This window comes from Desulfosarcina sp. (assembly GCF_041551955.1).
In the GTDB taxonomy this organism is placed as follows: domain Bacteria; phylum Desulfobacterota; class Desulfobacteria; order Desulfobacterales; family Desulfosarcinaceae; genus Desulfosarcina.
In genome coordinates this window covers 1-11,208 of record NZ_JBFELV010000135.1, presented here as the reverse complement: position 1 = coordinate 11,208, position 11,208 = coordinate 1, and the positions used below count along the sequence as shown (strand labels likewise).

Genomic DNA, 11,208 nt, shown 5'->3' with positions numbered 1-11,208 from the left:
CCCAGACCCAGGTAGCGCTCCAGCGTGAAAATGTCGATTTGGTGCAACGTACCCGGGATTTGGTTGAAAAGGAATACAACGCCGGACAAGGGTCTCTGGTTCGCCTCAACGAGGCCCAGAAAGATTTGACCACGGCCCAGAGCAATCTGGCCCTGGCTCTGGTCGGCCTGCGCCAGGCCTGGGTGGAGCTTGAAACCCGAACGGGCAATGTCCTGGCCACATACGGCATTTCCGAAACACCCCAATAGCGGTGTGCGCACTTGCCTCAGGTTCCCATTGGTGGTAGATCGGTCCACCCGTCGCAGACTGGGTTGACGCATGGAGAGTCGCCGCCGACATGAACCACCTTAAAAAAAACCCCATGTACCTCTATTTGGTGGTGCTCACCATTGCTTCGACGGTGGGCCTTCAGGCTTGGACGACCCTGTTCAACAACTTTGCCGTCGAGGTGGCCCGCTTGGATGGCGACGGCATCGGCATCATCCAATCCATCCGCGAGATTCCCGGGTTTCTGGCCTTACTGGCGGTTTTAATTATTCGTCTTATTCCGGAACACCGGCTTTCCGCCTTATCCATCTTGCTGCTGGGCCTTGGCATCTTGGCCTCGGGGTGGTTCCCTTCCTTTGGGGGGCTGGCCCTTACGACAGTGGTGATGAGCTTCGGGTTTCACTACTTCGAAACCACCAACATGTCCCTCACCCTCCAATATTTTGACAAACACACCTCGCCGTGGGTGTTCGGAAAACTGCGCAGCATTTCTGCAGCGTCAAGCATTGTCGTGGGGGTGTTTATTTTTTTCATGGCGTCCACATTGGACTTCACGCGCATGTACATGATCATCGGGGGGCTCATCATGGCCATGGCCCTTTGGGGGTTCACCCGCAGGCCCACCAGCGCGGACATGGTTCCCCAGCGCAAGCGGATGATTTTCCGAAAGCGTTACAGCCTCTTCTATTTTCTTACCTTCATGGCCGGCGCTCGACGTCAGATTTTCATGGCTTTTTCAGTGCTGCTGCTGGTCCAAAAATTCGGCTATTCGGTCCAGGCGGTGACCGTTCTGTTTGTGCTTAACAATGCCATCAACTATTTTCTCAGCCCCACGATCGGCCGGGCAATTATCCGTTTCGGCGAACGCAAGGTGCTTTCCCTCGAATACGCCAGCCTGATGGCCGTATTCCTTGCATACGCCTTCACCGATTCAAAATGGGTGGCCGGCGGGCTGTACATTCTCGACCATATCTTTTTTAACTTCGGGATGGCCATCAACACGTTTTTCCAGAAAGTGGGCGATCCAGGCGATGTGGCGCCGACCATGGCTGTGGGGTTTACCATCAACCACATCGCCGCCGTTTTTCTGCCGGCCATCGGCGGTTATTTCTGGATCATCGACTATCGCATCCCCTTCATCGCCGGGGCCGTCATGGCCCTTATATCCTTGACCGCCGTCCAGCAGATCCGCACATCACCGAAGTAAAAAACATCAACCGATTCGCTAAAATAGAAAATGGTAGCGTACACCGTTTATATCTCCATCCCCTTATATCTCCATCCCCGCCCGGAACCCCTGGTGGACGGCATCGAAGGCCAGGGCCACCCTGCCGGCATCTCCGGCGGTGGTAAAGGGGACGCCCAGTTCTTCGACTACCGCCGCTAGCGGATTGTAGGATTCGGCTCCGGCGGCGATCACCACTGTGTCCGCTTCGATCGTTTCAACCTGTCCGTCTTTCTCGATCTTCAGGCCCTCTGCGGTTATCTGGGTCACCTTTGCCCGAGTGACCGTGGTCACGCCGATACGGGACAACTCCTGCATCATCCCCCAGCGCGTGGACTTGCCAATGTCCCTTCCCACCTTGTCCAGCATTTCCACCAGAGTCACCTGCCGGGTGCCCCGGGTGGCCATTTCGAACAGCGTCTCCGGGTCTTCGGCACGGTTCACCAGCAGGAACTTGATGCCTTCGGCGGAAAGGGTTCCCTTTTCGGCCAGGAAGAGAGCGGTCTCTACGCCGACCGCCCCCCCACCGACAACCACCACGCGCCGGCCGGTTGTCGCCCGGTTCGCCAACACGTCCCAGGCTTGAACGACGTGGCGAAGGCTACTGCCTGAAATGGGCGGGGAAAGGGGTATTGCGCCGGTGGCCAGGATCACTGCATCGGGGGCTTCATCCCTGATCAGCGCTTTATCTACCGCGCAATTGAGCCGCACCGGAAATCCCGCCAATGCCACCTGCCGTGCCAGATCCCGCGCCAGCGAGGCAAATTCGGATCGTCCGGGCGGGGCTGCGGCCAGGAAAAGCTGCCCACCCAGACGGTCGGCCGATTCGAACAGCGTTACCTGGTGTCCCCTTTCGTGGGCGGCAAGGGCGGCACTCATGCCCGCCGGGCCGCCACCCACCACCATCACTTTCTTCGCCGGTGATGCCTTCTCGGTTGTCGCGGCGGTTTCGTGACCAGCCCGGGGATTGCACATACACTCGACGTGCTTGAGCTGAAATAGGTGATCAAAGCACCCCTGGGCGCAGGCAATACAGTGGACGATATCGTCTTCTTGACGCTGGCGGGCCTTTTCCGGAAGCCATGGATCGGCAATCAGGCTGCGACCCATGGCTACCATGTCGCAAATGTCGTCGGCGATCATTTCGCGGGCCGTGGCCGGATCGTTGATGCGGTGGCTGGCGATCACCGGCACATCCACTTGTTCACGGATGCCCTTGGCCAGGTAGGCAAAGACCCCCCGGGGGACTGCGGTGACAATCTGGGGGACACGAGCCTCGTGCCAGCCCACGTTGATACACAGTGCATCGGCAGGACCGGCCGCCAGCGCCTTGGCAAATGCCTGAAGTTCCAGTCGGCCGTTGCCGCCAGGCATAAAATCATTGCCGTTCATGCGCACGATCAACGGGTAGTCGTCGCCGACGGCATGGCGCACGGCAGCCATCACTTCCAGTCCGAAGCGCATGCGGTTTTCCAGGCCGCCGCCATACTGGTCAGTGCGCTGATTGGTGAGTGGAGAAAGAAATTCACTGATCAGGTAGCCGGTCCCGCAGAGCACTTCAACGGCGTCGAACCCGGCGGTTTTTACCCGCAAGGCGGCCGCGGCAAAAGCGTCGATGGTCTGCCTGATCTCCGCCTCGGTTAATTCTCTGGGGGTTTCCCCGGTCATGCGCGAGGCAACGGCAGAGGGTGCCACCGGCTGCCTGCCCTCCAGAAAGAAGGAGAAGTTGTAGCGGCCCGCATGGTTGAGTTGGACGGCACTGCGGGCACCGTTTTCCTTGATGGTTGCCGCCAGCCGGGCAAGGCCGGGAAGGAAGGCGTCGTCGTGGGCGCCGATGTTTTGGGTATTGCCGGACAGTTCATCCACGGTTGCATAGCCCACGCAGATCATGCCCACGCCGCCTTTGGCCCGCTCGGCATAAAAGCCTGTCAACTGATCGGTCACCCGGAAATCCACGGCCATGCCCAGGTGCATGGCGGGTAGGTAGATCCGGTTCTTGACCACAAGTCGGTTGATGGTGATGGGCTGAAAGAGGGGATCCTTCATTTTTTTCTTCTCCTGATTTTAAGTTTTTCGCATTAACCATTTTCCGGTGCACCTGTCAAGGACAGTAAGGCTTCACATCTCCTGCTGTCTTCTGTTTAGTCTTGACAATCTGCCGACGAGTGGATAAAAGACCCTATACCTAACGACCGGTCGGTAAGCTTTTCTGATGTTGATTCATTCCCGTTGGCTGATCACCGGTAATTGCCCGTTACCCCTGGAGACGCAGCTTTATGGCCGACATGAAAGCGACCATAAAATCCGTATGCATCGATCTCTTTTTCAAAAAAGGATATTTTGCCACCAGTATCAGCGACATCGCCGGTGGTAGCGGCATCCAAAAGGCCAGCATCTATTATCACTACGCCAGCAAAGAAGATCTGCTGTTTCATATATTAAAGTCCACCATGGAAGATCTGACCAGTGCCTTGAAGCGGGGGCTGGCGGCCGCCCAGGGCATTGAACAGCGGATGCGGGCGGCGGTGCGCAGCCATGTGTGTTTTCATCTGGAACGGCAGAAGGAAAACTTCATTGCCAACGCAGAGTTGCGGGGGCTGACCGTCGAGCATTATCGCTCCATCGTCAACAAGCGGGATGAATACGAATCGATTTTTCAGGATCTCATTCACCAGGGTACGGAAGAAGGGGTTTTTGCCGATGTGGACGTCAAGATCCTTTCCTATGCGATTTTGACCCTTTGTACGGCCGGTGCGACCTGGTACAATCCCAACGGGCGGTTGACGGTGGATGAGATCGCCGACATCTACGAAAATTTTATTATCAGCGGATTGAAGCAGGGCCGCTTCGAATGTCCTGACGGATGCTGAAAAAGATATCTTCACCGTTACCGGAAAAAGGCCGATGCCCCATCGATACGGTGCGGTAAAGCCGTCCCCGCTGCTGCGGAAAGGAGGTCGTCGTGGATTTTGATTTGACCAGAGAACAGGAAATGATTCGCAAGGAGGTTCGAAAGTTCGCCCAGAGCGAGATCGCGCCGGTGGCCCTGGAGCTCGACGAAGCGGAGGAATTTTCTTCGGATCTCACGCGAAAGATGGGCGAGATCGGCCTGTTCGGCATGTTTGTCGCTGAAACATACGAGGGTCAGGCCATGGACTATATCTCCTACATCATCGCTGTGGAGGAGATTGCCCGGGTGGACGGCTCCCAGGCGGCCACCATTGCGGCGGGAAACTCCTTAGGCATCGGCCCGCTCTACTACTTTGGCAGCGAGGAACAGAAACAAAAATACCTGCCCAAACTGTGCAACGGCGAGGCGTTGTGGGGTTTTGGGCTTACTGAACCCACAGCCGGTTCAGACGCCGGCGGGTCCAAGACTACGGCGGTGTGTGACGGCAACGAGTGGGTCATCAACGGCTCTAAAATTTTTATCACCAACGCGGCCAGTGACATGACACTGGGAGTGACGGTGCAAGCCATCACCGGCACCCGTCCCAACGGCAAGCCGGAATACACCTGCTTTATCGTGGAGAACGGCACCCGGGGGTTCAAGGCCGTGGCCATGAAAAAGAAGATGATGTGGCGTTCCTCCAACACGGCGGAGCTCTATTTCGACGATGTCCGGGTACCCGCGGCAAACATCCTGGGCCAGCAGGGTGACGGCTTTCACCAGATGCTCAAGACCCTGGACGGCGGCCGCCTATCCATCGCCGCCATGGGCCTGGGGGGTGCCCAGGGGGCTTATGATGCGGCCCTGAAATATGCGCAAAAACGAGAACAGTTCGGCCAGCCCATTTCCAAATTTCAGGCCGTGGCCTTCAAGCTGGCGGACAGTGCCATGGAAATCGAATGCGGCCGCAACCTGCTTTACAAAGCCTGCTGGCTGCGGGATCACAAGCGCCCGTTCGAGAAAGAGGCCGCCATGGCCAAACTCTATTGCTCGGAGCTCATGGGGCGGGTGGCCGACCATGCCGTGCAAATTCACGGTGGATACGGATTGATGAAAGAGTACGACGTAGAGCGCTTTTACCGCGATCAGAAACTATTGGACATCGGTGAAGGCACCTCGGAGGTCCAGCGCATCGTCATTTCCCGCTACATCGGATGTTGACCGTTTCAATCCACATGTCCTTACAGGGAGGGCTGCATGAACGACACGATTCTGCTCACTGAGCACCAGGACGGGGTGACCGTCATCACTTTGAACCGGCCAGCGGTGATGAATTCCTTTAATTTTGCGCTGCTGCATGCGTTGGCCGCCAAAATCGACGACATCCGCTTTGACCCCGAGGTCCGCGTGGTCATTATCACCGGCTCGGGCGATCGGGCCTTTTGCTCCGGTGCGGACCTCAAGGAGCGGGCCACCCTGTCGCCTATTCAGGTCAAGGAGTATATTTTTACCATCCGCAACCTGTTCACGACCATTGAGCAGCTCAACAAGCCGGTGATCGCTGCGGTCAACGGCGTGGCTTTGGGCGGCGGAACCGAACTGGCCCTGGCTTCGGACATCCGCGTCGCCTCGGAAACCGCCAGCATGGGACTCACCGAAACCCGGCTGGCCATCATCCCCGGCGCCGGCGGTACCCAGCGCCTGCCTCGCCTGGTGGGCAAGGGAAAGGCCAAAGAACTGATCTTTACCGGCAAGCGCCTCGATGCGGCCGAGGCCCTGCGGATCGGACTGGTGAACCAGGTTTGCGCACCTGAAAACCTCATCGACACCTGCCGGCAAATGGCTGCTGAGATCTGTGAAACCGGCCCCGTGGCTATCGAACAGGCCAAATATGCCATCAACTACGGCATGGAAACGGATCTGTCCACGGGCCTGGCCATCGAATCCAACGCCTATTGGGTCTGCATTCCCACCCAGGACCGGCTGGAGGGCCTGGCCGCCTTTAAGGAGAAGCGAAAGCCGGTCTACAAAGGCTGTTGAACGCGTGCAGATGAACATACCCATGTGGGCAGGTGCTTGGGTTGCCCATCCACTCATAGGAATAGCATAAGGAGGCAGCATGACCGAATATGATTACTGGAAAGTTTTTCCGAGAATGCCCAAAAAGGTAAGGTTGGGTGACATCACCGTGCGGGATGGGTTCCAGCATCTGGAAAAATTTATCTCCACCCGGGCCAAGATTTTTTACGCTGAAGAGATGATCTTTGCCGGTTGCCGCAACATCGAGGTGACCAACCTGGGCAACCCCTACCTGATGCCCCAGTTCAGCGATGCGGAACAGATCCTGGCCCACCTGCGCAGCGACCGCTTTCGCGGCCGCTGCAAAAAAAAGGGCATCGATCCGGACGACATCACCATTACCGCCGTGACCATTCGGGAGCCGGGTGTGGACCGGGCCATCGAGCTGGCTAAAAAAGGCGTCGGGCCGGATCGATGCCTGATGATGGTCTCCACCGAAGAGGAGCACCATTTTGCCAACTCCGGCCTGACCCTGCCCGAATACTGGAAAGAGTGTGAAAGTGCCATCCGCAAGTGCCGTGACGCCGGTCTTCAGATGTGCGGCACCGTCAGCACCATCTGGGGCAGTCCCATTGCAGGCGCCACCGAATTGAAAGATGCGGTGGAGTTCACCAAGCGCTGGCTGGCAATCGGTGCCACGGACATCGAGCATGCCGACCACGACGGCAGCGCCTCGGCAGCGAACGTGTACCGGTATTTTTCCATGATTCTCGACGAAATTCCCGACACCTCGGTACACATCGCCCACTTCCATGAAACCAAGCGGGTGGCGTCGGCCTCGGTGCTGGCGGCCCTTCAGGCAGGTATCTGCCATTTCGAGGGAACCTTGGGCGGCCTTGGCGGTCAACCGGCCAATTTCCTGGACGACTGCCCGGTGCCGGGCACCGGCGAATACTATTACGAAGATCCCCGCTACGTGGGGTTGACCTGCCTCGAAGACATGCTGGTGCAGATCGATGAGATGGGTATTGAACACGGCTACGATGTGGATCGCGTATTGTGGCTGGGACGCCAGCTGGAGCGCACTGTAGGCCACCGCCTGAGAAGTGAGGCCGTAATCAACGGGCGCACACTCAAGGAGGGACATCCCAAATTTGCCCGGCCGGGATTAAAAAAGCTAAAGGAAAAGATGGGCGAGGCCCCCGGCCAGAAGCTGCCCGCCGAATGGGCGGAAAAGGCGGTGCTGCCGGAGCGTTATCGCCCCTGATCCCCGCCTTGACCCGTAGGTGAAAACGCAGCACGATAGGCCAGCAGCCCACTGCACCCCATACCGATCCCACATAAAAACCGGGATGATTTATTCAACCAGGAGCATTGCCATGGAAACAGGCCAAAAAAAACCCCACATCAACGTGGACTACTTCGAAGACCTCACCGGACGTATTAAGCAGGGCACCTGCAGCCAGCCGGAGGGTGGCCAGGAGGACATCGGCCAGCGGATCAAGGCGATCCGCGAGGCCAAAGGCCTTTCCCTGGACGAACTGTCCCACATGACAGGCTTTGACGTGGAGCTTTTGTCCAGCATTGAAAACTGCGAGGTTCAGCCCCAGCTGGGGACGGCGATCAAGCTGTCCAAGGCCCTGGACAGCGCCTTTGGCCGGCTGGTGTCCGGTGTGGGAGAGAAGCTTTATTCCATCACGCGCAAAGGCGAGCAGACCATCGTTTCCCGCTCGACCTCACTGAAGGGAAAGAAACAGGCCTACACCTACCGGAGCCTCGCCCCGGAAGTCAAGGGTCGGCACATGGAATCCCTGATCGTCCAGCTGGAAGAGGCCGCGGACACGGAGCGCTCCGTCCACGACGGTGAAGAGTTTATCTACGTGCTCGACGGCAGCGTTTCCTTGGACATCGGGGACGATCATTTCGATCTGACAGCCGGGGACAGCGCCTACTACCTGTCCACCACCCCCCATCTGATTGCCGCCGCTGCGGGCAAAGCGACGATTTTGGCTGTGATCTACGGCGGTTAGCGCCGGAGAAAAACAAAAAAGGGCCATTCCGGAATAATCAATACCGGCATGGCCCCAGTGACTTAAAAGTGATCGATTACCGTCACGCCGGTTTGTTCGAATCGATCCATGACGGTCAATCGAGCAATCCCTTCTTCCAGTCCCACCGTCTGACCGATAAGCTTTTCCGGGTGCAGTTTGCCGGCGGCGATCATATCAAGCACGCGTCCGTATTCGAAGGCCTGGATGCCGTGGCTGCCCAAAATTTCCAATTCATGGGCGACCACGAGGTCCATGGGAACCGCCGGGTGGCGATGCTCGGTGTTGAGAATGCCCACCTGGATATGTTTTCCCCGTTTTCTCAGGCTGGCAATCGAATCGAAACAGGTCCGGGGGCTGCCGAGCGCATCCACAGCCACATGGGCACCGCCGCCTGAACAATGGCGAACCGCTTCCACCACATTTTCCACGGACCGGGCGTTGACCGCCTCCGACGCACCCACGGATCGCGCCATATCCAGTTTGTCCTCGAAAATGTCAACCGCCACCACCCGGGCGCCCAGGGCATTGGCAATCATGATGGCTGACAGGCCGACCCCGCCGCAGCCGAAAATGGCCACCCATTGCCCGGCGCCGACCCGACCCTGGGCGGTGATGGCGCGGAAAGCGGTGACGAAGCGGCAGCCGAGGCTGGCGGCGGTGACGAAATCCATGGATGCCGGCAGGCGCACCAGGTTGACGTCCGCATAGCGGATGGCCACATACTCGGCGAAAGCCCCCCAGTCGGTGAAGCCCGGCTGAAACTGGCGGTCACAGACCTGCTGGTTGCCTGACAGACACTGGGGGCATCCTCCGCAGCCGCAGACAAACGGCAGGGTGACGCGGTCGCCGGGTTTCCAGTTTGCCACCCCTTTTCCGATGGCTTGGACCACACCGGCCAGTTCGTGGCCGGGAACATGGGGCAGATGGATGTCAGGGTCGTGCCCCTTCCAGCCGTGCCAGTCGCTCAAACACAGTCCCGTGGCTTCGACCTTGATCACCACGCCGCCTTCCGGCGGGTTGGGTTCGGGCAGGTTTTCTATGGTGACCGGGCCTTCGAAGGTTTCGTAATAGGCGGCGCGCATGGGTTGGTCCTTGTCGTATCGGCAGTTGCGGTTTTTTTGGCTGATAGAAAAAAGATACCCCGCGGCTCAGCGCGGGGTATGGATGTCCTTTTATGAAAAAGCGGCCACGCGTTTAGGGGAGCACCGCATCTAGAACGAATCCGCGATAGTGGGCATTGGGACTGTAGGAGTTGCCGGCGATTCGGTTGTTGTCATTCACGGCGACGGCTTCGCTGAAGGGGAAAGGATTCGAGATGTCATAAGGGTAAAAATCGCTGTGTATCCCCAAATCGTAGATAACGTTGTTATACCATGCGCAGGCGTGCACGACGTTGTAGGTCACGTTACCTACAGTAATTGTTGCACCGGTTTCGGCACTGCCCACGATCAGGCCATTGTTGTTGATATCCACGGCCCAACTGTTGGCTCCGCCCAAGGTTCCCAGGTCGGTCATTACACCCTGGCCGCTGGTGTTAAGCTGCCAGACGAAGGCGTGGGTGTCGCCGCTGGCCGTGGTCGAATTGCCCACTACTTGGGCTTTGATATTCGGGTCGATTGGGTCGTTCAGATCTGTGGCTTCACTAGTGCCCCCGCCAAGGTCGCCGCAAGATACCATCGACCCACCGTTCCAGAAAAAAGCCTTGTCTCCCGTTGTCCCGGCCACATAGCCGGTACCAGGATGATCATTGATAGCGGCCCCCACGGTCGCTTCCCCACTTGCCAAACCAGTTAATTCGGCAAGCGCACCCAAATCGGCAATACCGGCGGAAATAATATCATCGAACACAACGGTTGTACCGACGGAGTTGGTAATGGCTTCGTTGTTGTTGTTGATAGCCACCGGTTCCACGATTCCGGCACCGATAATTTGGGCTAGACCAAAAATATCATCGGCAGCGTAGTCAGGGAAAGCGGGTCGCGGAACGCTATTTATTGCATATCCAAAAGCAAGGATATCGCCACCCTTTTCCACTTGTTCTCTACTGAAAGTTATAATATCTGCATTGATATCGAACGCCTCTGAAAATTGACCGCGCTTGGCTTGCTCTGGATTGGATTCATCAGGCGGAAGATCGATCTGGGTGACGCCATTCCAATAGAAGGCGCGTTTTTCATTTTCATCTGGCCAGCCGGTGCCCGTGGTCGAATTGCAGATTACTTCTCCGTTGGGACCGATGGCCACCGCCTCACTATATCTAAAAGGATTTAGCTCTTTGTTGTTGTCGTCCAACCACTCTTGGTAATTGTAAGCAAACGCGGAAGCGATCCCACCTTGTCCATGGATGCCCAAAAAGGTCATGCTGTTCCCATCCCATAAAAAGGCCCCTTTGACAGGACCACCGGCGCCCGTCGTCTGCCCTGCCACGGTGTCATTTTCACCTAGTGCCATAACCCGCGTCTCATACCAGTTTTGCCCATCACCCACCAGATCGCCGATGTCCACCAGATCACCCAGTGTGCCGGGAGGGGACAGCGTTCCCTGTGAAGTGATGACGGTGCCGCCGCTTCCAGTCGTGACGCCACCCCCGCCGCCCGCGTCGGAACCGCCGCCGGAGCTGCATCCGAAGAAGAAAAAAACAGCAACGAAGCTGATTACGAGATATTTGATTAAACCATTCTGATTAATCATTATTTCCCCACTTTCTATTCAATTAACCCTGCAAAAAAGTTGACGACTCAATTTTTATATCGACT

At 57.5% G+C, this 11,208-nt stretch carries 10 protein-coding genes; 7 read left to right on the top strand and 3 right to left on the bottom strand.

From position 1 onward, the window contains the following. Both ABYV26_RS12080 and ABYV26_RS12075 read left to right on the top strand, forming a co-directional pair. The coding region (locus tag ABYV26_RS12080) for a TolC family protein (protein WP_372681307.1) at positions 1-248 on the top strand (248 nt) is incomplete at its 5' end. An 89-nt stretch (positions 249-337) separates the two neighbouring features. After that, on the top strand, positions 338-1,474 hold the full coding sequence (locus ABYV26_RS12075) for an MFS transporter (RefSeq protein WP_372681305.1): 1,137 nt from the start codon (positions 338-340) through the stop codon (positions 1,472-1,474). A 63-nt stretch (positions 1,475-1,537) separates the two neighbouring features. On the opposite strand, the gene ABYV26_RS12070 is transcribed toward ABYV26_RS12075, so the two are convergent. After that, positions 1,538-3,538 carry an FAD-dependent oxidoreductase gene (locus ABYV26_RS12070; protein ID WP_372681303.1) on the bottom strand — a complete coding sequence of 667 codons (2,001 nt, stop codon included), beginning with the start codon at positions 3,536-3,538 and terminating at the stop codon, positions 1,538-1,540. Positions 3,539-3,768: 230 nt separating this feature from the next. Here ABYV26_RS12070 and ABYV26_RS12065 point away from each other — a divergent pair, with 230 nt between their 5' ends. From ABYV26_RS12065 to ABYV26_RS12045, 5 genes are all read left to right on the top strand, one after another. Beyond that, positions 3,769-4,362 carry a TetR/AcrR family transcriptional regulator gene (locus ABYV26_RS12065; RefSeq protein ID WP_372681301.1) on the top strand — a complete coding sequence of 198 codons (594 nt, stop codon included), beginning with the start codon at positions 3,769-3,771 and terminating at the stop codon, positions 4,360-4,362. Between the two features lie 92 nt (positions 4,363-4,454). Continuing rightward, positions 4,455-5,603 (top strand): acyl-CoA dehydrogenase family protein, encoded by a 1,149-nt coding sequence (locus ABYV26_RS12060; protein WP_372681300.1) that lies wholly within the window; start codon positions 4,455-4,457, stop codon positions 5,601-5,603. A 36-nt stretch (positions 5,604-5,639) separates the two neighbouring features. Beyond that, a complete protein-coding gene (locus tag ABYV26_RS12055) occupies positions 5,640-6,422 on the top strand; it encodes an enoyl-CoA hydratase-related protein (RefSeq protein WP_372681298.1) in 783 nt (260 codons plus the stop codon). Positions 6,423-6,501: 79 nt separating this feature from the next. Continuing rightward, positions 6,502-7,668 (top strand): pyruvate carboxyltransferase, encoded by a 1,167-nt coding sequence (locus tag ABYV26_RS12050; RefSeq protein ID WP_372681296.1) that lies wholly within the window; start codon positions 6,502-6,504, stop codon positions 7,666-7,668. Positions 7,669-7,780: 112 nt separating this feature from the next. Then, positions 7,781-8,431 carry a cupin domain-containing protein gene (locus ABYV26_RS12045; protein WP_372681294.1) on the top strand — a complete coding sequence of 217 codons (651 nt, stop codon included), beginning with the start codon at positions 7,781-7,783 and terminating at the stop codon, positions 8,429-8,431. 62 nt (positions 8,432-8,493) lie between these two features. Here the strand turns inward: ABYV26_RS12045 and ABYV26_RS12040 are convergent, their stop codons facing one another. Both ABYV26_RS12040 and ABYV26_RS12035 read right to left on the bottom strand, forming a co-directional pair. Continuing rightward, positions 8,494-9,534, bottom strand: a complete 1,041-nt coding sequence (locus ABYV26_RS12040; RefSeq protein ID WP_372681292.1) for a zinc-dependent alcohol dehydrogenase family protein — start codon at positions 9,532-9,534, stop codon at positions 8,494-8,496. 112 nt (positions 9,535-9,646) lie between these two features. Further along, positions 9,647-11,143 carry a hypothetical protein gene (locus ABYV26_RS12035; protein WP_372681290.1) on the bottom strand — a complete coding sequence of 499 codons (1,497 nt, stop codon included), beginning with the start codon at positions 11,141-11,143 and terminating at the stop codon, positions 9,647-9,649. Positions 11,144-11,208: the final 65 nt, after the last annotated feature.

What these genes read in the sequence shown, in the direction of transcription:
- ABYV26_RS12065 (WP_372681301.1), top strand. Translation starts at nt 3,769, where the DNA reads ATGGCCGACATGAAAGCGACCATAAAATCCGTATGCATCGATCTCTTT.
- ABYV26_RS12040 (WP_372681292.1), bottom strand. Translation starts at nt 9,534, where the DNA reads ATGCGCGCCGCCTATTACGAAACCTTCGAAGGCCCGGTCACCATAGAA.
- ABYV26_RS12050 (WP_372681296.1), top strand. Translation starts at nt 6,502, where the DNA reads ATGACCGAATATGATTACTGGAAAGTTTTTCCGAGAATGCCCAAAAAG.
- ABYV26_RS12075 (WP_372681305.1), top strand. Translation starts at nt 338, where the DNA reads ATGAACCACCTTAAAAAAAACCCCATGTACCTCTATTTGGTGGTGCTC.
- ABYV26_RS12070 (WP_372681303.1), bottom strand. Translation starts at nt 3,538, where the DNA reads ATGAAGGATCCCCTCTTTCAGCCCATCACCATCAACCGACTTGTGGTC.
- ABYV26_RS12055 (WP_372681298.1), top strand. Translation starts at nt 5,640, where the DNA reads ATGAACGACACGATTCTGCTCACTGAGCACCAGGACGGGGTGACCGTC.
- ABYV26_RS12035 (WP_372681290.1), bottom strand. Translation starts at nt 11,143, where the DNA reads ATGATTAATCAGAATGGTTTAATCAAATATCTCGTAATCAGCTTCGTT.
- ABYV26_RS12045 (WP_372681294.1), top strand. Translation starts at nt 7,781, where the DNA reads ATGGAAACAGGCCAAAAAAAACCCCACATCAACGTGGACTACTTCGAA.